Annotated in this window: 18 protein-coding genes; 11 read left to right on the forward strand and 7 right to left on the reverse strand. The window is 70.1% G+C overall.

Annotated elements, in window-relative coordinates; genetic code table 11:
- The first annotated feature begins 17 nt into the window (after nt 1–17).
- From AC3A5Z_RS00370 to AC3A5Z_RS00385, 4 genes are read left to right on the forward strand one after another with little or no spacing between them, the layout of a single operon-like run.
- Nucleotides 18–1,022 carry an AAA family ATPase gene (locus AC3A5Z_RS00370; protein ID WP_487517445.1) on the forward strand — a complete coding sequence of 335 codons (1,005 nt, stop codon included), beginning with the start codon at nt 18–20 and terminating at the stop codon, nt 1,020–1,022.
- The gene (locus tag AC3A5Z_RS00375) at nt 1,019–1,891 is read left to right on the forward strand and encodes a DUF58 domain-containing protein (RefSeq protein ID WP_487517446.1); all 873 of its coding nucleotides are present in this window, start codon (nt 1,019–1,021) and stop codon (nt 1,889–1,891) included. The genes AC3A5Z_RS00370 and AC3A5Z_RS00375 overlap by 4 nt, the downstream gene beginning before the upstream one ends.
- Nucleotides 1,891–4,647: a DUF4159 domain-containing protein gene (locus AC3A5Z_RS00380; protein WP_487517447.1), complete on the forward strand. Its 2,757-nt coding sequence runs from the start codon at nt 1,891–1,893 to the stop codon at nt 4,645–4,647. Before AC3A5Z_RS00375 ends, AC3A5Z_RS00380 begins: the two co-directional genes overlap by 1 nt.
- Nucleotides 4,644–6,716 (forward strand): hypothetical protein, encoded by a 2,073-nt coding sequence (locus tag AC3A5Z_RS00385; protein WP_487517448.1) that lies wholly within the window; start codon nt 4,644–4,646, stop codon nt 6,714–6,716. Before AC3A5Z_RS00380 ends, AC3A5Z_RS00385 begins: the two co-directional genes overlap by 4 nt.
- A gap of 3 nt (nt 6,717–6,719) precedes the next feature.
- On the opposite strand, the gene AC3A5Z_RS00390 is transcribed toward AC3A5Z_RS00385, so the two are convergent.
- On the reverse strand, nt 6,720–7,424 hold the full coding sequence (locus AC3A5Z_RS00390; RefSeq protein ID WP_487517449.1) for a DUF599 domain-containing protein: 705 nt from the start codon (nt 7,422–7,424) through the stop codon (nt 6,720–6,722).
- 82 nt (nt 7,425–7,506) lie between these two features.
- Between AC3A5Z_RS00390 and AC3A5Z_RS00395 the strand changes: the two genes are divergently transcribed.
- From AC3A5Z_RS00395 to AC3A5Z_RS00415, 5 genes are all read left to right on the forward strand, one after another.
- Complete coding sequence (locus AC3A5Z_RS00395; protein ID WP_487517450.1) at nt 7,507–8,940, forward strand: FAD-linked oxidase C-terminal domain-containing protein; 1,434 nt, start codon at nt 7,507–7,509, stop codon at nt 8,938–8,940.
- 66 nt (nt 8,941–9,006) lie between these two features.
- Nucleotides 9,007–10,095: an FAD-binding protein gene (locus AC3A5Z_RS00400; protein WP_487517451.1), complete on the forward strand. Its 1,089-nt coding sequence runs from the start codon at nt 9,007–9,009 to the stop codon at nt 10,093–10,095.
- A gap of 14 nt (nt 10,096–10,109) precedes the next feature.
- Nucleotides 10,110–11,411 carry a glycolate oxidase subunit GlcF gene (glcF, locus tag AC3A5Z_RS00405; protein ID WP_487517452.1) on the forward strand — a complete coding sequence of 434 codons (1,302 nt, stop codon included), beginning with the start codon at nt 10,110–10,112 and terminating at the stop codon, nt 11,409–11,411.
- Between the two features lie 48 nt (nt 11,412–11,459).
- Entirely contained in the window at nt 11,460–12,269 is an 810-nt protein-coding gene (locus AC3A5Z_RS00410; RefSeq protein WP_487517453.1) for a trypsin-like serine peptidase, read from the forward strand.
- Nucleotides 12,270–12,395: 126 nt separating this feature from the next.
- A complete protein-coding gene (locus AC3A5Z_RS00415) occupies nt 12,396–12,872 on the forward strand; it encodes an Hsp20 family protein (RefSeq protein WP_487517454.1) in 477 nt (158 codons plus the stop codon).
- Between the two features lie 53 nt (nt 12,873–12,925).
- Here AC3A5Z_RS00415 and AC3A5Z_RS00420 read toward each other — a convergent pair whose 3' ends face one another.
- The 3 genes from AC3A5Z_RS00420 to AC3A5Z_RS00430 all read right to left on the reverse strand — a co-directional run bounded on the left by AC3A5Z_RS00420 (nt 12,926) and on the right by AC3A5Z_RS00430 (nt 15,629).
- Nucleotides 12,926–14,782, reverse strand: coding sequence for a vWA domain-containing protein (locus tag AC3A5Z_RS00420; protein WP_487517455.1), 1,857 nt, complete (start codon nt 14,780–14,782; stop codon nt 12,926–12,928).
- Entirely contained in the window at nt 14,779–15,318 is a 540-nt protein-coding gene (locus AC3A5Z_RS00425) for an RNA polymerase sigma factor (protein ID WP_487517456.1), read from the reverse strand. Before AC3A5Z_RS00425 ends, AC3A5Z_RS00420 begins: the two co-directional genes overlap by 4 nt.
- 122 nt (nt 15,319–15,440) lie before the next feature.
- The gene (locus tag AC3A5Z_RS00430) at nt 15,441–15,629 is read right to left on the reverse strand and encodes a hypothetical protein (protein ID WP_487517457.1); all 189 of its coding nucleotides are present in this window, start codon (nt 15,627–15,629) and stop codon (nt 15,441–15,443) included.
- A 124-nt stretch (nt 15,630–15,753) separates the two neighbouring features.
- Here AC3A5Z_RS00430 and AC3A5Z_RS00435 point away from each other — a divergent pair, with 124 nt between their 5' ends.
- Nucleotides 15,754–16,362, forward strand: a complete 609-nt coding sequence (locus AC3A5Z_RS00435; RefSeq protein WP_487517458.1) for a TetR/AcrR family transcriptional regulator — start codon at nt 15,754–15,756, stop codon at nt 16,360–16,362.
- Between the two features lie 54 nt (nt 16,363–16,416).
- On the opposite strand, the gene AC3A5Z_RS00440 is transcribed toward AC3A5Z_RS00435, so the two are convergent.
- The gene (locus tag AC3A5Z_RS00440; protein ID WP_487517459.1) at nt 16,417–17,895 is read right to left on the reverse strand and encodes an NAD-dependent succinate-semialdehyde dehydrogenase; all 1,479 of its coding nucleotides are present in this window, start codon (nt 17,893–17,895) and stop codon (nt 16,417–16,419) included.
- Nucleotides 17,896–17,985: 90 nt separating this feature from the next.
- Here AC3A5Z_RS00440 and AC3A5Z_RS00445 point away from each other — a divergent pair, with 90 nt between their 5' ends.
- Nucleotides 17,986–18,807: an alpha/beta hydrolase gene (locus AC3A5Z_RS00445; RefSeq protein WP_487517460.1), complete on the forward strand. Its 822-nt coding sequence runs from the start codon at nt 17,986–17,988 to the stop codon at nt 18,805–18,807.
- A 188-nt stretch (nt 18,808–18,995) separates the two neighbouring features.
- Here AC3A5Z_RS00445 and AC3A5Z_RS00450 read toward each other — a convergent pair whose 3' ends face one another.
- Both AC3A5Z_RS00450 and AC3A5Z_RS00455 read right to left on the reverse strand, forming a co-directional pair.
- On the reverse strand, nt 18,996–19,325 hold the full coding sequence (locus AC3A5Z_RS00450) for a hypothetical protein (protein WP_107663882.1): 330 nt from the start codon (nt 19,323–19,325) through the stop codon (nt 18,996–18,998).
- A 22-nt stretch (nt 19,326–19,347) separates the two neighbouring features.
- Nucleotides 19,348–21,384, reverse strand: coding sequence for an OmpA family protein (locus tag AC3A5Z_RS00455; RefSeq protein ID WP_487517461.1), 2,037 nt, complete (start codon nt 21,382–21,384; stop codon nt 19,348–19,350).
- Nucleotides 21,385–21,417 lie beyond the last annotated feature (33 nt).

Raw genomic sequence — 21,417 nt, forward strand, 5'->3', positions numbered from 1 at the left:
CCCGAGGGAGCATTGTCATGGCCGATACCGAAGCGCTTGTTGCCGAAATCGAAGCCCTTGGCGGCAAGCTGGCCGAGGCCAAGGCAAGCATCAACCGGCGCTTCATCGGGCAGGACCGCGTGGTGGAGCTGGTGCTGGGCTCCATGCTCTGCGGCGGACATGCGCTGCTGGTGGGTCTGCCGGGGCTGGGCAAGACAAGACTGGTCGATACGCTCTCCACCGTCATGGGGCTGAAGGGCAGCCGCATCCAGTTCACGCCCGACCTGATGCCCGCCGATATTCTCGGCTCCGAGGTGCTCGACGTGACCACCGACGGCGCCCGCGCCTTCCGCTTCATCGAGGGGCCGGTGTTCTGCCAGCTCTTGCTGGCCGACGAGATCAACCGCGCCTCGCCCCGCACCCAGTCGGCGCTGCTGCAGGCGATGCAGGAGCGCGAGGTGACCATCGCCGGCAAGCACCGCCCGCTGGGTCGCCCCTTCCATGTGCTCGCCACGCAGAACCCGATCGAGCAGGAGGGCACCTATCCGCTGCCCGAGGCCCAGCTCGACCGGTTCCTCGTGCAGGTCGATGTCGAGTATCCCGACCGCGCCACCGAGCGCGAGATCCTGATCGCCACCACCGGGGCCGAGGATGCGCAGGTGCATCAGGTCTTCTCGGCGGAAGAGCTGATCGCGGCGCAGTCGGTGCTGCGGCGGATGCCGGTGGGCGATGGCGTGCTCGAGGCGATCCTCGATCTGGTGCGTGCCTGCCGCCCCGGCGAGCCGGAGGGCGCGGGGCTGGAAGACGTGCTGAGCTGGGGCCCCGGGCCGCGCGCGGCGCAGGCGCTGATGCTGACAGTGCGGGCGCGGGCGCTGCTCGACGGTCGGCTGGCGCCCTCGGTGGCTGATGTCGCGGCGCTGGCGCGGCCGGTGCTGACGCATCGCATGGCCTTGAACTTCGCCGCCCGGGCGCGGGGCGAATCCCTCGGGTCCGTCATCGATCGCGTCGTCACCCGTCAGATGGGCTTCGAGGCGGCTGCGTGAGCGAAAACCTCGCTCTCCGTCCACGCGCCGAGGCGCTGGGGCAGGCGCTGCCGCCGCTTCTGGCCTCTGCCGAACATCTGGCGGCGACGGTGATCCTCGGCGATCACGGCCGCCGCCGTGCCGGGATGGGCGACGAGTTCTGGCAATACCGCCCCGCCCACAGCGGCGATTCCGCGCGGATGATCGACTGGCGGCGCTCTGCCCGCTCCGACGCGCATTTCGTGCGCGAGCGCGAGTGGCAGGCGGCGCAGACCGTTCTGCTCTGGGTCGATGCGGGCCGCTCGATGAGCTTCACCGGCGACCGGGGCCGCGCGCCGAAATCCGACCGGGCGCAGCTGCTGGCGCTGGCCGTCTCGGTCCTGCTGCTGCGCGGCGGCGAGCGTGTCGGCCTGACGGGCGAGACCGCGCCGCCCCGCTCGGGCCGCAGCCAGCTTCTGCGCATCGCGGACGCGCTGACCGAGGATCACCCGGGCGACTATGCCGCCCCCGAGGCCTCGGGGCTGGTGTCGCATGGGCGGATGGTGCTGATCTCGGATTTCCTCGGTGACATGGCCGGGGTGGAGCGGGCGATGGCCCGGGCCGCCGACAAGTCGATGCGCGGCGCTCTGTTGCAGGTGCTCGATCCGGCGGAGGAGGAGTTTCCCTTCGACGGGCGCACGATCTTCGAATCGATGGGCGGCAGCCTGCGCCACGAGACGATGCGGGCGAGCGACCTGCGCAGCCGCTATCTCGACCGTCTGGCCGAGCGCAAGGCGCGGCTCGACACGCTGGCCCGCGCCTCGGGCTGGCACTACCACTGCCACCACACCGGCCAATCGGCGCAACCGGCGCTGCTCTGGCTCTACCGGGCGCTGGAGCGCGGCGCCTGATGTGGATGATCGGCCCCCTCGGCTTCACCGCGCCCCTGCTGCTCTTGGGCCTGATCGCGCTGCCGGTGCTCTGGCTCTTGCTGCGCGCGGTGCCGCCCGCGCCGATCCGCCGCCGCTTCCCCGGCGTGGCGCTGCTGCTGGGGCTGGCCGACGAGGAGACCGAGACCGACAAAACGCCGTGGTGGCTGCTGCTCTTGCGCATGGCGGCGGTGGCGGCGGCGATCATCGCCTTCGCCGGGCCGGTGCTGAACCCGCAACAGCGCGAGCCGGGCACCGGGCCGCTTCTGGTGCTGCTCGACGCCGGATGGGCCGATGCCCGCGACTGGCCGCGCCGGATCGACCGGGCCTCGGCGCTGGTCGAGGATGCCGGGCGCGAGGGCCGCGCCGTGGCGGTGATCCGCCTGACCGACGCGCCCGAGACCCCCGCCTTCCAGAGTGCCGATGCCTGGGCGGGCCGGATCGCCGGGTTGGAGCCGCAGGCCTGGGGCCCGAGCGACCTCGCAGACTGGGCCGCGGCGCTGCCCGAGGGCGCGTTCGACAGCTTCTGGCTTTCCGACGGGCTCGAGCATCCGGGGCGGGAGACGCTCTTGGCGGCGCTTGAGGGGCGGGGCAACCTGACCGTGTTCGAGAGCCCGCGCCCGGTGCTGGCGCTGAAACCCGCAGGCTTTGCCGATGGCGCGGTGCAGGTCTCGGCGCTGCGCCTGCCCGCCGCCGATCCGGTCAGCACCGAGGTCTCGGCCCGCGGTCTCGATCCGGCGGGGATCGAACGCGAGCTGGCGCGGGTGACGCTCGACTTCGCCGCGGGCGAGGCCGAGGCGCAGACCGCGCTGTCGCTGCCGCCCGAGCTGCGCAACCGGATCTCGCGCTTCGAGATCGCCGGCGTGCGTTCCGCCGGTGCCGTCAGCCTGACCGACGACAGCCTGAAGCGCCGCAAGGTGGCGCTGATCGCGGGCCGTGACGACCGCGAGGGGCTGCAGCTTCTGTCGCCCACCCACTATCTGCGGCAGGCGCTGGAGCCGGTGGCCGATCTGATCGACGGCAGTCTGGAAGACGTGCTGCTGGCCAGCCCCGACGTGATCGTGCTGGCCGATGTGGCGCGGCTGACGCAGGTGGAGCAGGACGGCATCCTCGACTGGCTCGACGAGGGCGGGCTCCTGCTGCGCTTCGCCGGGCCGCGTCTGGCCTCCAGCGATGTCAGCCGGATGAACGAGGACCCGCTGATGCCGGTGCGCCTGCGCGAAGGCGGGCGGACGGTCGGCGGCGCAATGAGCTGGGGCGAGCCGAAGACGCTGGCGCCCTTCCCCGAAGGCTCGCCCTTCCACGGCCTGCCGGTTCCGGCGGAGGTTTCGATCTCGGCGCAGGTGCTGGCCCAGCCCGACCCCGATCTTGCGGCGCGCACCATCGCGGCGTTGGCCGACGGAACGCCCTTGGTGACGCGCAAGCCGGTGGGCGAGGGGCAGGTGGTGCTGGTGCATGTGACGGCGAATGCCGAATGGTCGACGCTGCCGCTTTCCGGCCTCTTCGTGCAGATGCTGGAGCGGCTCGCCGTCTCCACCCGCCCCGCCGCGCCGGAAGCCGCCGATCTGGAAGGCCAGATCTGGGTGCCCGAGGTGGTGCTCGACGGTTTCGGCGTGCCGCAGGACGCGGGCGAGGTCGCGGGGGTCGAGGGTGCGGTGCTGGCGGCGGGCCTCCCCGGCCCGGCGCTGCCGCCCGGTCTCTATGCCGGGACCGACCGCCGCGTGGCGCTGAACGTGATCCGGCCGGAGACGGTGTTGACAGCCGCAACCTGGCCGGAGCGGATCGTGGTCGAGGGGCTGGAGACCGCGCGCGAACAGGCGCTGAAGGGCAGCTTCCTCGCCGCGGCGCTGGGGCTGCTGATGCTCGACATCATCGCCGCACTCGCCGTCTCGGGCCGTCTCGGCAGCCGGGTCGGCGTGGTGCGCGGCGCGGTGGTGCTGTTGGCGCTGGCTCTGGTGCCGCGTGCCGAGGCGCAGGAGAACGACACCTTCGCCATGGAAGCGACCGGCGCGGTGCGGCTGGCCTATGTGATGACCGACGACAGCCGGGCCAACGACATCTCGGAGGCCGGTCTGCGCGGGCTGGGGCAGACGCTGTCGCAGCGCACCTCGGTGGAGCCGGGCGAGCCGATGGGCGTCGATCTGGAGACGGACGAGCTCGCCTTCTTCCCCTTCCTCTACTGGCCGGTGACCGCCGATCAGCCGATGCCCTCCTCCGCCGCCTACAGCAAGCTGAACGACTATCTGCGCACCGGCGGGCTGATCCTGTTCGACACGCGCGACGGCGATCTGGCCGGGCTCGGCGGCACCACGCCCGAGGGGCGGCGGCTGCAGATGCTCGCCGCGCCGCTCGACATCCCGCCGCTGGAGGTGATCCCGCAGGACCATGTGCTGACCCGCACCTTCTACCTCTTGCAGGATTTCCCCGGCCGCTACACCTCGCCCACGCTCTGGGTCGAGGCCGCGCCGCCGGATGCCGAACAGGCCGAGGGCATGCCGTTCCGCAATCTGAACGACGGGGTGACGCCGGTGGTGATCGGCGGCAACGACTGGGCTTCGGCCTGGGCGGTGACGGCGCAGGGCGGGCCGGAGTTTCCGGTCGGGCGCGGCTATGCCGGTGAGCGGCAGCGCGAGATCGCCTATCGCTTCGGGGTCAATCTCATCATGCATGTGCTGACCGGCAATTACAAATCCGATCAGGTCCATGTTCCGGCCCTGCTGGAAAGGCTGGGGCAATGAACGGCACCGTGGTTTTCGATCCCTTCCTGCCCTGGCCGGTGCTTTATGCGCTGGGCGCGGTGGCCCTGGTCATGCTGGGTCTCGCCATCTGGCGCGGTCTCTCCGGCTGGTGGCTGCGCGGCCTGTCGCTGGCGGTGCTGCTGCTGGCGCTGGCGAACCCGGCCCTGCAGGAGGAAGACCGCGCGCCGCTGTCCGACATCGTGATTGCCGTGGTAGATGAAAGCGCGAGCCAGCGTATCGGCGACCGCCCGGCGCAGACGGCCGAGGCGCTGGCGGCGGTGGAGGCCGAGGTGGCGGCGCTGGAGAACACCGAGCTGCGCGTCGTTCGCCTTGCCGATGCGCCGGAGGATGGCGGCACGCAGCTGATGACCGCGCTTTCCGAGGCGCTGGCCGAAGAGCCGCGCGCCCGGGTGGCGGGGGCGATCCTGATCACCGACGGGCAGGCGCATGACGTGCCGCTGGCGCCGCAGATGCCCGCGCCGCTGCATGTGCTGCTCACCGGCAAGGAAAGCGACTGGGACCGCCGGCTGGTGGTCAAGAACGCCCCGGCCTTCGCCATTCTGGGCGAGCCCTTCACCCTGACGCTGCGGGTCGAGGATCAGGGCGCGGTTCCGGCCTCGGCGGGGCTGACGGCGGATCTGTCCATCTCGGTCGATGGCGGCGAGCCGCAGAGCTATCAGGTTCCGGTGGGCGAGGATCTCGACCTGCCGGTGACGCTGCCGCATGGCGGGATGAACGTGCTGCAGTTCCAGGTGGCGGGCGTCGAGGGCGAGATCACCGACCGCAACAATGCCGCCGTGGTGCAGATCAACGGCGTGCGCGACCGGCTGCGCGTGCTGCTGGTCTCGGGCGAGCCGCATGCGGGCGAACGGGTCTGGCGCAACCTGCTGAAATCCGACGCCTCGGTCGACCTCGTGCATTTCACCATCCTGCGCCCGCCGGAAAAGCAGGACGGCATCCCGGTGTCGGAGCTGTCGCTGATCGCCTTCCCGACGCGCGAGCTCTTCGTCGAGAAGATCGACGAGTTCGACCTGATCATCTTCGATCGCTACCGGCTGAGGGGCATCCTGCCGACCTCCTATCTTGAGAATGTGCGCGACTATGTGAAGAACGGCGGCACGGTGCTGGTGGCGGCGGGGCCGGAGTTCGGCACGGCCGACAGTCTCTGGCGGTCGCCCTTGGCCGAGATCCTGCCGGTGGAGGCGACGAGCCGGGTGATCGAGGGCGGCTTCACCCCCACGCTCACCGATCTTGGCCGCCGCCATCCGGTGACCGAGGGGCTGGAGGAAATGGCGCCGGAAGGCGGCTGGGGCCGCTGGTTCCGCCAGATCGAAATCAGCGCGCGGGGCGGGCAGACGGTGATGACCGGTGCCGGCGACCGGCCGCTTCTGGTGCTGGACCGGGTGGATCAGGGCCGTGTCGCGGTGCTCGCCTCGGACCACATCTGGCTCTGGGGCCGCGGCTACGAGGGCGGAGGGCCGCAGCTGGAGCTGCTGCGGCGGCTGGCGCATTGGATGATGAAGGAGCCGGATCTCGAGGAGGAGGCGCTGACCGCGACCGCCGAGGGCCAGACCCTGACGGTGACGCGGCGCACCATCGGCGATCCGCCCGGCGACGTGACGATCACCGCGCCGGATGGCACGACCACCGCGCTGCCGATGCCCGAAGCGGCACCGGGCCGCTATGCCGCCGAATGGGAAGCCCCCGAGATGGGTCTCTATCGGTTGGAGCAGGGCGACCAGAAGGCGGTGATTGCCGTCGGTCCCTCGGCGCCGAAGGAGTTCGAGGAGACCATCGCCAGCGGCGAGCGGCTGACCCCGGTGCTGGAGCCGACCGGCGGCGGTGTGCTGCGGCTGGAAGAGGGTGCGCCCGATGTGCGGGCTGTGCGCGAGGGGCGCGTCGCCTCGGGACGCGGCTGGCTCGGCATCACCCCGCGCGGCGCCTATCTCACGCAGGATATCCGCGTCGCCGCGCTGCTGCCCGGCTGGCTCTACCTTGCGCTGGCCGCGCTGCTGATGCTGGGGGCCTGGCTGCGCGAGGGCCGCTTCACCCGGCGCGCCCGGGCCTGAGGCTCAGCGCCGACCGGGGTCGCGCCCCATGATGACCTCGCGCGAGGCCGAGGCGAACTCGGCCCGCAGGATCACGCTGATGGTGGCCAGCGTCGTCAGCATCAGCGCCAGACCGCCCAGCAGCCAGCCGAGCGCCGCCATGGCGAAGAAAACCGCCCGCAGCCCGCGGTTGAAGCTGCGCGCCGCGGTGATGTTGATCCCCGCCGCCTGCGCCGCCCGCGGATAGGCCTCGGGATCGTCGGGGTCGTTCGGCACGGCGGCCATCAGGATTTCGCAATAGCCGAAGAGCCGATGCGCCCAGACGAACTTCAGGAAGGCCGCGCCGACGAAGAACAGCACCAGCAGCACCTTCAGCTCCAGCATGCTGGTTTCGGCAGGCAAGGTGAGATCGCTCGCCAGCCCGCTGAGCCGCTCGGGATTGCCGATCAGCGCCGCGCCGCCGCCGATGGCGATCATGCAGGCCGAGGCGAAGAAGGCCGTGCCCTGCCGCAGGCTGTTGATCACCGCCGCATCGAAGAGCCGCGGATTGCGCAGCACGAATTCCTGCATCCAGCTCCGGCGGAACGCCACCATCAGCGTCGTCACCGAAGGGCGCGACGCGGGCGGATGCTCGACGATCCAGCCGGTCCCGGCCCAGGCGAGGAACAGGAGGCCGATGGCCGTGTAGTCGAGCGTGCTGGGCAGCGTCAGGAGGGGGATCAATGTCATGGCCCGACCATAGACCCTGCGAAGATTCCTTGCCAGCCTGCGCGATTGGTTATATTAGTTTACCACCTTGGAGGGCCCGCTCATGGACATGCCGATGCCGAACCCTTCGGTCCTTGCCCGCAAGGCCCGCATCGTCGAACGCCTGCTGGGCGTGCTGCCCAAGGATGCGGTGATCCACGAGGAGGCCGAGACCCGCGCCTATGAATGCGATGCGCTGACCGCCTATCGCTGCCCGCCGCTGGCCGCCGTGCTGCCGCGCACGACCGCCGAGGTCTCGGCCGTGCTGCGCATCTGCCATGCCGAGGGCGTGCCGGTGGTGCCGCGCGGCTCGGGCACCTCCCTCGCGGGGGGCGCGCTGCCGACGGCGGATTGCGTGATCCTCGGCGTTGCGCGGATGAACCGGGTGCTGGAGACCGATTACGACAACCGCTTCATCCGGGTGCAGTCGGGGCGCACCAACCTCAGCGTCACCGGCGCGGTGGAGGCGGATGGCTTCTTCTACGCGCCCGACCCGTCGAGCCAGCTCGCCTGCGCCATCGCCGGCAATATCGCGATGAACTCGGGCGGGGCGCATTGCCTGAAATACGGCGTCACCACCAACAACCTGCTGGGCGTCACGCTGGTGCAGATGGACGGCACGGTGCTGGAGATCGGCGGCGCGCATCTGGACCCGGAGGGGCTGGACCTTCTGGGGGTGATCTGCGGCTCGGAAGGGCAACTGGGCGTGGTGACCGAAGCCACGCTGCGCATCCTGCCCATGCCCGAGGGCGCGCGGCCGGTGCTGATCGCCTTCGACAGCAACGAGGTGGCCGGGGCCTGCGTTTCCGACATCATCAAGGCGGGCGTGCTGCCGGTGGCGATCGAATTCATGGACCGCCCCTGCATCCGCGCCTGCGAGGCCTTCGCCCATGCCGGCTACCCCGATTGCGAAGCGCTGCTGATCATCGAGGTCGAGGGCGCGCCCGCCGAGATCGACGCCCAGCTGGCGCTGATCGCCGGGATCGCCCGGCGCCACAATCCGGTGGAGATCCGCGAGAGCCGCAGCGAGGAGGAGGCGAAGAAGATCTGGCTCGGGCGCAAATCGGCCTTCGGGGCGATGGGGCAGATCAACGATTACATGTGTCTCGACGGCACCATCCCCGTGACCGAACTGCCGCATGTGCTGCGCCGCATCGGCGAGCTCTCCGCCGAGGCGGGGCTCGAGGTGGCCAACGTGTTCCACGCCGGCGATGGCAACATGCATCCGCTGATCCTGTTCGACGCTAACAAGCCCGGCGACCTGCAGCGCTGCGAGGCGCTGGGGGCCGAGATCCTGAAGCTCTGCGTCGAGGTCGGCGGCTGTCTGACCGGCGAGCATGGCGTCGGGATCGAGAAGCGCGACCTGATGACGGTGCAGTTCACCGACGCCGATCTCGAGGCGCAACTGCGGGTGAAGGATGTGTTCGACCCGGCGTGGCTCTTGAACCCGGCCAAGGTGTTTCCGTTGCGCGTGACCGAAGGGCGGCGCGCGGGTTGAGAGCGCCGGGGGCTGTCTGCCCCCGGACCCCCGAGGATATTTTTGGACAGAAAATGAAGGGGCGGAATGCGACCTGCTAGCGAGAGTGAACTGGCCGAGGCGGTGCGGGGGGCGACGGGGCCGCTGCGGATCGTCGGCGGCGGCACGCGGGGCTTCGGCGGGGCGGGGGGCGAGATCCTCGACACCACGGCGCTGGCGGGCATCTCGCTCTACGAGCCGGGCGCGTTGACTTTGGTGGCCGGGGCGGGGACCTCGCTGAGCCTCGTCGAGACGACCATCGCGGGGCAGGGGCAGCGGCTGCCCTTCGAGGTTCCGGACATGCGCGGGCTGCTGGGCCGCGAGGGGCGCTCGACGCTGGGCGGGGTGGTGGCGGCCAATGCCTCGGGCCCGCGCCGGGTGCAGGCGGGGGCCTGCCGCGACAGCCTGATCGGGGTGCGCTTCGTCACCGGCGAGGGAGTTGTGGTGAAGAACGGCGGGCGGGTGATGAAGAACGTCACCGGCTATGATCTGGTCAAGCTGATGGCCGGCAGCCACGGCACGCTGGGGGTGCTGAGTGAGGTGGCCTTCAAGCTTCTGCCGGTGCCCGAGGCCGAGGCGACGCTGGCGCTGGAGGGGCTGTCGCACAGCCGCGCGGTGGAGGCGATGGCAGCGGCCCTCGGCTCGCCCTTCGACGTGACCGGCGCGGCGCATTGGCCGGGGCGCGGCACCTATCTCCGGCTCGAGGGCTTCTCGGCCTCGGTGGATTATCGCGCCGAGAGGCTGGCCAGGCTGCTTGCGCCCTTCGGCGCGGTGGCGCCTGTCGCCTCGCCCTGGGCGGCGATCCGCGACGTGAAGCCGTTCCACGGCAGGGCGGGCGATGTCTGGCGGCTGTCGGTGAAGCCCTCGGATGCGCCGGGACTGGTGGCGCTGATGGCGGCGGAGGTGCTGCTCGACTGGGGTGGCGGGCTTATCTGGGCGCTGGTGGAGGAGGGGGCCGATCTGCGCGCCCGGCTGCCCGCGCTGAAGGGCCATGCGACGCTGGTCCGCGCCAGTGGCGAGACGCGCCGCCGCCTTCCGACCTTCCAGCCGCAGCCCGCCCCGCTGGCTGCGCTTTCCGCCGGGCTTCGGGCGAAGTTCGACCCGCGCGGCATTCTCAATCCCGGCCTGATGGCCTGAACGGCGAGGCCGCGATGCAGACCACCTTCACCCCCGAACAGCTGCAGGACCCGGGCATCGCCCGGTCGAACGAGATCCTGCGCGCCTGCGTGCATTGCGGCTTCTGCACGGCGACCTGCCCGACCTATCAGGTTCTGGGCGACGAGCTCGACAGTCCGCGCGGGCGGATCTACCTGATCAAGGACATGTTGGAGGCCGGGCGGCCCGCCGATGCCAAGACGGTCAAGCACATCGACCGCTGTCTCGGCTGCCTCGCCTGCATGACCACCTGCCCCTCGGGCGTGCATTACGCGCATCTGCTCGACCATGCCCGCGACCATATCGAGAAGACCTACAAGCGCCCCCTGCCGGAGCGGGTGCTGCGCTGGGTCATTGCCCAGCTTCTGCCCTATCCCAGCCGCTTCCGCTGGGCGCTGAAGGCGGCGCAACTGGGGCGGCCCTTCGCCCGGCTGATGCCCGACGCTCGGCTGAAGGCGATGCTGCAGCTGGCGCCGCACCACATCCCGAAGCCGAGCCCGAACGATGCGCCGCAGGTGTTTGCCGCGACGGGGCCGAAGAAGCTGCGGGTGGCGCTGCTGACCGGCTGCGCGCAGCGGGCGCTGGATACCGACATCAACGATGCGACGATCCGGCTGCTCCGGCGCTTCGGCTGCGAGGTGGTGATCCCGGAGGACATGGGCTGCTGCGGGGCACTGACGCATCACATGGGCCGGGCCGAGCAGAGCCACGGGCTCGCCGCGCGCAACATCCGCGGCTGGATCGCCGAGAAGCGGGCGGGCGGGCTCGACGCCATCGTCATCAACACCAGCGGCTGCGGCACCACGGTGAAGGATTACGGCCATATCTTCCGCAACGATCCGCTGGCGGCGGAGGCTGCCGAGGTCTCGGCCATGGCGCTCGATGTGACCGAACTCTTGGAGCGGCTCGACCTGCCGGAGGGGGAGGCGAAAGGCATCCGCGTCGCCTATCACTCGGCCTGCTCGCTGCAGCATGGCCAGAAGATCCGCACCACGCCGAAGGATCTGCTGAAGCGCGCGGGCTTCACCGTGGTCGAGCCGACCGACCCGCATCTCTGCTGCGGTTCGGCGGGCACCTACAACCTGTTGCATCCCGAGATCTCTGCCGAGCTGAAACAGCGCAAGGTCGAGACGCTGGAGGCGAAGCGGCCCGATGTCATCTCGGCCGGAAATATCGGCTGCATCATGCAGATCGGCTCTGGCACCGGCGTGCCGGTCGTGCATACGGTGGAGCTTCTGGACTGGGCGACGGGCGGGCCGAAGCCGCACCGGCTGGATGTGGGCAACGACGGGCCATAAATCCGCCGCATGGCCGCGCTAGCCGGGGGTCCGTCGAACGGAGACCCCATGCGCCTGACCCTGATCGCCCTTCTGCTGTTGCTGGCCGCCCCGGGGATCGCTCAGGAAAGCCCGCTGCGGGGCTTGCAGACCAGTGACGACAGCCGAGGCTGGAACGCGGTGGGCAAGATCCTGCTGGGGAAGAAGGGCTTCTGCACCGGCACGCTGATCGGGCCGCAGCTGGTGCTGACGGCGGCGCATTGCCTCTTCGACAAGGACAGCGGCGCGCGGGTCGAGACAGCGGAGATCCAGTTTCTCGCCGGCTGGCGCAACGGGCGGGCCGAGGCCTATCGTCATGTGCGCCGCGCGGTGGCCCATCCGGAATATGTCTTCGGCGGGCTGGAGAAGATCGACCGGGTCGAGTTCGATATCGCCGTGCTGGAGCTGGACCAGCCGATCCGCCAGCCCTCGATCACCCCCTTCGCCACCGGCACGCGGCCCCAGACCGGCGACGAGGTGGGCGTGGTCTCCTATGCGCAGGACCGCTCGGAAGTGCCCTCGCTGCAGGAGGTCTGCCATGTGCTGGGCCGCCAGCCGACGGTTCTGGTGCTGTCGTGCAACGTCGACTACGGCTCCAGCGGCGCGCCGATCTTCGCCATGCATGGCGGGGTGGCGCAGGTGGTGTCGGTGGTCTCGGCCAAGGCCGATGTCGAGGGGCGCAAGGTGGCTCTGGGCACCGCGCTGGAAGACCCGCTGGCCGATGTGCTGGCCGAGCTCGATGTCGAAGACGGCGGTCTCCGGCGCAGCGTTCCCAACGTGCGGCTCCTGTCGGGCGGCATGGCCGGAGGCGCGAAATTCGTGCGGCCCGAGACGCCCTGAGCGGGTCTTGACAGGCCGCGGGCGGCTTCCCAAATCATCCTCATCGGGCGCCACAATGGGTCCGGTTGCCAGAATGCCCGGCCCGATGAGGGCGGGCAGACCAACATCGCTTCTTGGAGGATGACCATGCGTACCTATGATTTCGCACCGCTTTACCGTGCCACGGTCGGGTTCGACCGCATTGCCGATCTGATGGACCGCGTGCTGACGAATGACGTCGCCCAGCCCACCTATCCGCCCTACAATATCGAAAAGACCGCCGACAGCTCCTACCGTATCTCGATCGCCGTCGCCGGCTTCACGCCCGATGAGCTTGCCGTCGAGGTGAAGGACGGTGCTCTGCATGTCGGCGCCCGCAAGGCCGCGGACGAGGCCGACCGCTCCTACCTGCATCGCGGCATCGCCACCCGCGCCTTCGAGCGGCGCTTCGCGCTTGCCGATCATGTGCGTGTGACCGGCGCGGTGCATGAGCACGGGATGCTGCACATCGACCTCGTGCGCGAGACCCCCGAGGCGCTGAAGCCCCGCCGGATCGAGATCGCGCGCGGTGCTGCCGCCGAGACGAAGGCCATCGACGCCGTGCAGGAGCCGGTCGAAGCCTGATCTTCGTACCGGAACGACAGGGGGCGCGCCGGACCGGCGCGCCCCTTCGCATGTCAGCGGCTCAGCGCCTCGGCCAGCCGCATCAGCCCGATTGCCTCGGCACGGTAGCCGAAGCGGTCCTCGCCCCGCGCCCCGGTCGCCAGCTCGACCGCCTGCGGCCAGCTCCAATCGCCCAGATAGGGCGCTCCGGTCAGCAATTGCCCGAAGCCCGCGATGGCGGCGGCGAAGCGGGCATCGTCGGAGGCCGCGGCCGTCCCGGGCAGGATCGGTGTTTCCATCAGCTGCGAGGCGGCCTCGCCCGGCGCCTTGTAGCGCAGCCGCAGGAAGCCGAGCTCGCCGCTGCCGTCCGCCGCAGGCTCAGCGCCGTAGCGCAGGGGGTCGGTCAGCCGGGCATCGCTGCCCACCGGGGTGATCTCGTAGAGCGCCGTCACCTGATGGCCCGCGCCGATCTCGCCCGCATCCACCTTGTCGTTGTTGAACTCCTCCCGCCGCAGCGCCCGGGTTTCGTAGCCGATCAGCCGGTATTCCGCGACGGTCGCCGGGTTCCACTCGACCTGCAGCTTCACGTCGTCGGCGATGGGAAACAGCGTGCCAGACAGCTGGTCCACCAGCACCTTCCGCGCCTCGGAGAGCGTGTCGATATAGGCGGCCTGCCCGTTGCCGGATTGCGCCAGCGCCTGCATCGTCGCATCGTCCAGCGTGCCGCGCCCGAAACCCAGCACCGACAGGTAGGTGCCGCTCTCCCGTTGCCGTGAAATATACTGTTCCAGCCCCGCCGGGTCGGAGAGACCCATGTTGAAATCGCCGTCGGTGGCGAGGATCACCCGGACGATCTCGCCCTCCGCCGTCATCGCCCGGGCGCTGCGATAGGCCAGCTCCAGCCCTTCGGCCCCATTGGTCGCCCCGCCCGCCTCCAGCCGGTCGAGCGCCGCCATGATGCTGTCGCGCTCGGCCGCCGGGGTGGGCGGCAGCACCTCGCCCGCCGATCCGGCATAGGCGACGATGGCCAGCTGATCCTCGGGTCGCAGGCTCGGCAGCATCAGGCGGAGCGACTGCTTCAGCAGCGGCAGCTTGTTTGCGTCCTGCATCGAGCCGGAGGTGTCGATCAGGAAGACGAGGTTCAGCGGCGGGCGATCGGCGAGCGCGGGCAGGCGGCCCTGCACCCCGATGGAGACGAGCTTCGTGCCCGGATTCCACGGGGTTGGCATGACGCTGACCGTGCTGGCGAAGGGGGCATCGCCCTCCGGAGCGGGGTAGGCGTAGGGGAAGTAGTTCACCATCTCCTCCACCCGCACCGCCGCCTTCGGCGGCAGGCTGCCGGACGTCAGGCTGGAGCGGACGAGGGCATAGCTCGCGGTATCCACATCGGCGGAGAAGGTCGAAACCGGCTCTTCGGCGGTGACTTTCAGCGGGTTGGCCTCGGCCGTGGCGAAGCTCTCGCCGTCGGCGGAGGGAAGGGCATCAGCCATCGGCGCGGCGCTGGTCATCTCGGGCGCGGCGAGTTTGGATTGAGGAGCAATGCCTTCCACGGGTGCGGGCGCCGGGGCGTCGGCGGCGATCTCGGCGGCCTCATCGGCGGGAGGAGCCATGCGGCGCAGGATCTCCGGCTGGGCGCCGGGGGAGGGAGGCATGTCGCTCGGCGGGACGATCAGGACGAGGCCGAGACAGACGGCGACCGCGGAGGTCGTGGCGCCGAGAAAGGCGCGGGAGTTGAACGAAATCAGGATCTTGCGCACGCCGTTCAGGACCCCTGCGCGCTGGGGACGGTCCTGAATGGGACGCTGCGGGTCGGTCGATTCCTGGAGCCGGTCGAAGTTCTCCATCGCCAGAGCCAGCGCGCGGGCGCGGGCTTCGGGGGGGGCGGGGGGCGGAGTCAGGGCGGATTTCAGGGCGTCGAGCTCGTCGGTCATTCCCCTGCCTCCTTCACAGCCAGCGCCCGCAGGCGTTTCTTCACTTCCGACATGCGCCAGGCCACCGTGCCTTCGGAGATGCCCAGCACCGCCGCGGCCTCGCCCTGCGTCATCTCCTCGCCCAGGGTCAGCGCCACGGTATCGCGCAGCTCGGGCGAGAGGCTGGCCATCGCGGCCAGCAGCCAATCCTGCGCCGCGCGGGCCTCGGCCATCTCTTCCTGACGGGCGATTTCCCAATCGCCCCAACCGTTTGCAGCCTTGCTGCGCACCGCCTGCCGCCGCCGCTGGTCATGCGTCGCATTCACCGTGACCCGGTAGAGCCACGTGGTGAAGCGCGCCTCGCCGCGCCAGCCGCGCAGCTTGGACGGCAGGGCGGCGCAGATGTCCTGCGTCAGATCCTCGGCCTCGGCCCGGCTGCCGGTAAGCCGCCAAGCCAGCCGGAACACCCGGTCATAATGCCGCTCGAGCAGCGTCGCGAAGGCGCTGCGGTCGCCGCTGGCGGCGGCTGTGGCGAGGGTCTCGTCGGGCGTCGGCATCAGCATCACGGATAGTGGGACGCGCGCCGCGGGGCAATCCTTGGCGCGGAAGGTGCGGCGACAGATGGAAAAGCGGCCCGTGCAACCGATGCACATCGCATGCACGGGGGATGCAGCAACACTCACTCCTCCGGCGGATCGGCCAGCCGCTCCAGGAGCGCCGAAAGCTTCTGCCGCGCCTCTTCCCGCACTGCCTCGCCCTCGGGTCCGTTTGGATCCCAGGACACCAGCATGTCCGCCAGAAAGTAGATCTCCTCGACGATGCGCAGGCGGGCCTGTCTGTCGTCGGCATCCTTGTCCTTGCTGGGCATGACCTCTGTCCTTTCACCCGATCCCATTACGATTAAACTTTCAACAAGAATGTAAATGAGAATACGAAGGCGAGATTCAAGATCTTGTCATTGACATTTTCATCGGGAACGTCAGATCTGCCTCATGCCACGCAGTTACGCCCTCTCCGACGCCGGTCGCAGCACCCGCGATGCCCAGAAGCAACAGACCCGCGACGCGCTTCTGGACGCCGCGCGGGTGCTGTTTTCCGAACGCGGCTACGACAACGTCTCGGTGACCGAGATCGGGCGGCGGGCGGGCGTGTCGCATACGCTGATCAACGCCTATTTCGAGGGCAAGGCCGGGCTGCTCTATGCGCTGGTGCGCGAGAGCAACGGGCCGCAGATCGCGGCGACGCGGCAGATCGTCGAGGGCGAGGGCAGCATCGCAGAGCGGCTGCGCCGGGTGCTGCAGCTCTGGGCCGACCGCGACCTGTCGGAGCCGCGGCTCCTGGCGGTGATGCAGGCGAACTCCTGGGTGTGGAGCGCCGAGGCCGAGGCCGAGAACCGGGCGGAGCGCGACGTGGCGCTGGCCTTGCTGGCGGGGATGCTGGAAGGCGTCGAACTGAAGCGGATCACCCCGGCGCAGACCATCGAGGCGGTCTTCGCGATCTACACCTGGGGGCTGCGTGACGCGGTGTTTCTGGCGCTGCCGCCGGCGGCGGCGGTGGAGCGGCTCTGGCCGCAGGTCGAGGCACTGCTGGCCGGGGCCTGAGCAAAGGAAAGGGCGGCAGCCTGCGCCGCCGCCCCCTTGCGGGCCGCTGCCCGGTCAGATCGACAGGCAGATGTATTTCAGCTCGAGATAATCCTCGATCCCGTGATGCGAGCCTTCGCGGCCGAGGCCCGACTGCTTCACCCCGCCGAAAGGCGCGACCTCGGTCGAGATGATGCCGGTGTTCACGCCGACGATGCCGTATTCCAGCTGCTCCTGCACCCGGGTGATGCGGCCGATGTCGCGGGCGTAGAAATAGCTCGCCAGACCGAAGATCGTGTCATTGGCATAGCCGATCGCCTCTTCCTCGGTGTCGAACTTGAACAGCGGAGCGAGCGGGCCGAAGGTCTCCTCGGTGGAAACCTTCATGTCCTGCGTGACGCCGGTGACGATGGTGGGCTCGAAGAACGAGCCGCCGAGGCTGTGGCGCTTGCCGCCCGTCACCACATGGCCACCCTTGGCCAGCACGTCGGCGATGTGATCCTCGACCTTGGCCACGGCCTTCTCGGTGATCAGCGGCCCGGTGTCGGTGCCCTGGGTCAGCCCGTCGCCGACCTTCAGCTTGGCCACCGCGGCGCCCAGCTTTTCGGCGAAGGCGTCATAGACCCCGGCCTGCACGTAGATCCGGTTGGCGCAGACGCAGGTCTGGCCGTTGTTGCGGAACTTCGAGGCCATGGCCCCGGCGACGGCGGCATCGAGATCGGCGTCGTCGAAGACGATGAAGGGTGCATTGCCACCCAGCTCCATCGAGCATTTCATCACCTGATCGGCGGCCTGGCGCAGCAGGATGCGCCCCACCTCGGTCGAGCCGGTGAAGGTCAGCTTGCGCACGATCGGGTTCTCGCAGAATTCCTTGCCGATGTCGGAGGATTTCATCGAGGTCACGACCGAGAAGATGCCCTTGGGCAGACCCGCGCGCTCGGCCAGCACCGCCATGGCCAGCGCCGAGAGCGGGGTTTCCGCCGCGGGCCGGGCGACGAAGCCGCAACCCGCCGCCAGCGCCGGGCCGCATTTGCGGGTGATCATCGCATTGGGGAAGTTCCAGGGCGTGATCGAGCCGACGACGCCGATCGGCTGCTTCAGCACGGTGATGCGCTTGTCGGGCATGTGGCCCGGAATCGTCTCGCCATAGATCCGCTTGGCCTCTTCGGCGAACCATTCGATGAAGGAGGCGCCATAGGCGATCTCGCCCTTGGCCTCGGCCAGCGGCTTGCCCATCTCGGCGGTGAGGATGGCGGCCAGATCCTCCTGATTGGCCATCATCAGGTTGAACCAGCCGCGCAGGATGTTGGCGCGCTCCTTGGCGGTGTGCACCGACCAGTCCTTCATCGCCACCTCGGCGGCGGCGATGGCGCGCGCCGTCTCGGCCCGGCCCAGATCGGGAACGGTGCAGATCACGTCGCCCCGGGCGGGGTTTCGCACCTCGAAGGTGCTGCCGTCATCGGCGGCGATCCACTCGCCGGCGACATAGGCGCGGGTTTCGAGCAGCGACGGATCCTTCAGCAGGGAACGCAGATCGGTGACGGAATCGAGCATTTGGACCTCGTGCGGGTTCGGGGGTTCGGTTTGCACCGGCAGGGTTGCCGTGCCATCTGGATGACCATGGAAAGCATGGTAGGGGGGCGGATGTCCAGTTCAAGCGAGGAAGAACAGCGGGTCGTGATGGACCGCGCCTATCAGAACGGTGCCTTCATCCCCGGGGCGGAGGGCTATTTCGCCCGGTGGGAGGCGAAAGCGGCGGCGTTCCGCGCAGGGCTGGGGCCGCGGGCAAGGCTCGATCTGGCCTATGGGCCGGGGCCGCGGCAGCGCTTCGACCTGTTCCTGCCCGAGGGCGCGCCGCAGGGCCTCGCCCTGTTCTTCCACGGCGGCTACTGGATCGCCGGCGAGCGCAGCCTCTGGTCGCATCTGGCCGCCGGACCCCTGGCGCGCGGCTGGGCCGTGGCGCTGCCCGGCTATACGCTGGCGCCCGAGGCGAGCGTCGCCGCGATGACTCTGGAGGCCGGGCTGGCGCTGGCGGCGGCGGCGGCGCTGGTGCCGGGGCCGATCGCGGTCACCGGCCATTCGGCGGGCGGGCATCTGGCGGCGCGGCTGGCCTGCACCGATGTCGCCCTGCCGCCCGACGTCACCGCACGGCTGCGGCGGGCGGTGCCGATCTCGCCGCTGGCCGACCTGCGCCCGCTGCGGCTGACGGGCATGAACGATCTGCTGCAGCTCGACCCCGCCGCGGCCGAGGCGGAAAGCCCGGCGCTCCGCACCCGCCGCGCGGGCTGCGCGGTGACGGTCCATGTCGGCCAGCAGGAACGCCCCGCCTTCCTCTGGCAGGCCCGGCTCCTGTCGGAAGAATGGGCCTGCCCGTGGCAGGTTGCCCCCGGCCGGCACCACTTCGACGTGATCGACGAGCTCGAGGACCCCCACTCCCCACTGACCACCGCACTGCTCGGACCCTGACCGCGAGTCGACCGCCACCAGCCCGCCATCCGCAAACCCGCGGCCCTATTTTCTGTCCGAAAATATCCTCGGGGGGTGAAGAGCCCTTGTGAAATCCGCCAGTGGCGGATTTCGGCGATGAACGCGCGGCCCGTGGCCGCGCTGGGGGGCAGACAGCCCCCGCCGAAATTTCGCAGAAATTTCGGCCCTCAGCCGGTCGAGTGCATCCGCTCGATATAGGCGCGCATCTCTTCGGCCTCGTGGCGGGCGTCGCGCAGGCCTTCCATGGCGGCCCGCAGCTCGGCTTCGGTCTGGGCGATCTGGGTCGCCAGCTCGCCCTCGCGCTGCTCCAGATAGATCACCGCCTGATCGCGGGCCTCCTCGGCCTCGTGCAGCGATTGCGCCAGCCGGTCGACCTCGCCCATCTCGCCGCCGGCGATGCGGGTGAAGCGGTGGACCAGCCAGCAGGCGAACCAGCCGAGGCCAAAGGCGACGAACAGGATGATCGCCGTGGTGATGATGAATTCTTCGCGGTTCATGGCGTTCCGTCGCTGTCTGGTCTCAGCCCGCTTCCGGGCGGCGCTTGGGCCGGAGTGTCATTTCCTGCGGCGCAAAGGAAGGGCCCTCGTCCGCTTCGGCTTCCGCCGATGCGGCATCGGCGGCGGCGTCGGGGCCCTCGGCCTCGGCTGCCGCCTCGGCGGGCGTTGCCTCGCCCTCTTCGGCAGCTCCGGCCTCGGGCACGAGGCTCTGGCCGGGCGGGGGCGGGGCGATGGGGTCGGCGGCGGGCACGTCCTTCAGCACGAATTCGATCCGGCGGTTGGCCTCGCGGCCCTCCTCGCTGCCGTTGTCGGCGATCGGGTTGGCTTCGCCATAGCCCACGGCGGTCAGTCCGCCGATCTTGACCCGGCGGCCCTGCAGCGCCACCACCACGGCTTCGGCGCGGGCCTGGCTCAGCGCCTTGTTGCCGCCCTCGCTGCCCTGGCTGTCGGTGTGGCCGGCGATCTCCATCTTCAGGTCGGGGCATTCGCGGAACACCTCGGCCAGCCCGTCGAGCGTGTCGCGCACCGAGGCGTCGATCTCGGCGGAGCCGGGGGTGAAGATGATCTTCTCTTTCGCCAGCACCGTGTTGATCCGGTTGGCGCATTCCTGCGGCGTGGGCAGGGCGGCGGTCGGGTCGAGCTTCTCGTCGTAGCGGACCGAGACCTTGTAGGTCTGGCCCTGACCGAGCTTGTCGGCCAGCACCTGCGAGATCCGCCCGCTGGCCTGACGTGACCCGGTGACGCCGGTGACCTCCACCGTGTCGGCCCGCACCACGAGGCTGCCCGAGGACAGCTGCGCCAGCGATTCGATGCCCGCCAGCACCCGCTTCGGCCAGCCGTCCGGCAGTTCGGGGTCGAGCCTCGTGGCGGTATAGACCTTGGAGGCGCCGAACTGGGCGCGGGCAAAGCTGTCGACTGCCGAACGCAGCATCTCGTCGGTCAGCCGGCCGCGCAGCTGCACCTGCCCCTGCGGCGAGAGGGATGCGGTGAACTCTGCCGGGCCCTGCGCCGCGGCGGTGGGTTTCGGCGGCAGCGTCGCCGAGAGCGAGAAGACCTTGGGCAGTGCCGCCTCCAGCTCGCCCACGACGCGGTCGAAATCGGCCTGCGGCGTCTCGGGCGAGCCGAGGAGGGTGATGTCGGCGTCGGAGAAGGTGACCGAGCCGGCCTTCAGCTGGGCCAGTCCCTTGATCGCGGCTTCGGTCGCCTCGGCCCAGCGGGGGGAGGGCACACCGAGGCCGACGGTGCAGGTGACATCCTCGCCCGAGGCGCCTGCCGCGCGGCCCGCGGCGATGATCCGGTCGCGGGCGCGGGTGGTATCGGCGGAACAGGCGTCGAAGCGCGGGCCGTCCTCGTCGATGACGAAGCGCAGGGTGAAGGGGGTCAGCACCGGGCGCGGCGCCGAGATGTTCATGCGCACCTGCAGGCCCTGCGGGGTCAGGCGTTTCAGCTGGCCTTCGAGCTTCTGCTTTTCCGCCTCGCTGTCCGAGATGGCGGTGATCGCCACCCGCTCCGCCGAGACCGAGATCTTGGAGCGGGGCAGGATCTTCAGCGCGGCAAGCCCGAATTCCAGCGCCGCGTCCCAGCCTTCGGGCGGCGGGAAATCGGCGGTCTCCAGCATGTCGGCCACGTTCATGCCGCGCCCGAGCCCCGCCGCGGCCTCGGCCAGCTCGGTCTCGTCATGCGGGCTTTGCGGCAGCAGGCCGATCAGCGAGATGCCGTCGTCGTTGCGCAGCATCTCGACCGAGAAGCGCGGCGCCTCGATGGCGCGCACCGGTGTCACTTCCAGCGCGTCGCGGATGCGGGCCGAATCGACGAGGCTGCCGGTGACATTCACCGCGCGGAAGCGGGCGGCCTCGTTCGGGGCGGTGCCCTTGAGCCAGACCTGCAGGCCGTCGGCCTCGACCTCGGCGAAGGTGAGCCCGGCGGTGAGCAGGCCGGAGTGGACCACGGCGCTGGTGCGTTTCTCGATCACGGTCGCGGCCCAGCCGGCGCCGAAGACCGCGACGAAGGCGGCTCCGGCGAAGACGGCGGGGACGAGGGCGAGACGGGGCAGTCGCATGAGAGAAAGGGCTTTCATTGACAGGCTTGGCCT

The sequence above is a fragment of the Cereibacter sp. Soil_C_27 genome (genome assembly GCF_057657095.1).

Bases quoted from the DNA above. Each gene is read 5' to 3' on its own strand.
- AC3A5Z_RS00455 (WP_487517461.1), bottom strand. From the start codon at position 21,384: ATGCGACTGCCCCGTCTCGCCCTCGTCCCCGCCGTCTTCGCCGGAGCC.
- AC3A5Z_RS00450 (WP_107663882.1), bottom strand. From the start codon at position 19,325: ATGAACCGCGAAGAATTCATCATCACCACGGCGATCATCCTGTTCGTC.
- AC3A5Z_RS00385 (WP_487517448.1), top strand. From the start codon at position 4,644: ATGAACGGCACCGTGGTTTTCGATCCCTTCCTGCCCTGGCCGGTGCTT.
- AC3A5Z_RS00440 (WP_487517459.1), bottom strand. From the start codon at position 17,895: ATGCTCGATTCCGTCACCGATCTGCGTTCCCTGCTGAAGGATCCGTCG.
- AC3A5Z_RS00420 (WP_487517455.1), bottom strand. From the start codon at position 14,782: ATGACCGACGAGCTCGACGCCCTGAAATCCGCCCTGACTCCGCCCCCC.
- AC3A5Z_RS00380 (WP_487517447.1), top strand. From the start codon at position 1,891: ATGTGGATGATCGGCCCCCTCGGCTTCACCGCGCCCCTGCTGCTCTTG.
- AC3A5Z_RS00395 (WP_487517450.1), top strand. From the start codon at position 7,507: ATGGACATGCCGATGCCGAACCCTTCGGTCCTTGCCCGCAAGGCCCGC.
- AC3A5Z_RS00435 (WP_487517458.1), top strand. From the start codon at position 15,754: ATGCCACGCAGTTACGCCCTCTCCGACGCCGGTCGCAGCACCCGCGAT.
- AC3A5Z_RS00425 (WP_487517456.1), bottom strand. From the start codon at position 15,318: ATGCCGACGCCCGACGAGACCCTCGCCACAGCCGCCGCCAGCGGCGAC.
- AC3A5Z_RS00415 (WP_487517454.1), top strand. From the start codon at position 12,396: ATGCGTACCTATGATTTCGCACCGCTTTACCGTGCCACGGTCGGGTTC.
- AC3A5Z_RS00370 (WP_487517445.1), top strand. From the start codon at position 18: ATGGCCGATACCGAAGCGCTTGTTGCCGAAATCGAAGCCCTTGGCGGC.
- AC3A5Z_RS00410 (WP_487517453.1), top strand. From the start codon at position 11,460: ATGCGCCTGACCCTGATCGCCCTTCTGCTGTTGCTGGCCGCCCCGGGG.
- AC3A5Z_RS00445 (WP_487517460.1), top strand. From the start codon at position 17,986: ATGTCCAGTTCAAGCGAGGAAGAACAGCGGGTCGTGATGGACCGCGCC.
- AC3A5Z_RS00390 (WP_487517449.1), bottom strand. From the start codon at position 7,424: ATGACATTGATCCCCCTCCTGACGCTGCCCAGCACGCTCGACTACACG.
- AC3A5Z_RS00400 (WP_487517451.1), top strand. From the start codon at position 9,007: ATGCGACCTGCTAGCGAGAGTGAACTGGCCGAGGCGGTGCGGGGGGCG.
- glcF (WP_487517452.1), top strand. From the start codon at position 10,110: ATGCAGACCACCTTCACCCCCGAACAGCTGCAGGACCCGGGCATCGCC.
- AC3A5Z_RS00430 (WP_487517457.1), bottom strand. From the start codon at position 15,629: ATGCCCAGCAAGGACAAGGATGCCGACGACAGACAGGCCCGCCTGCGC.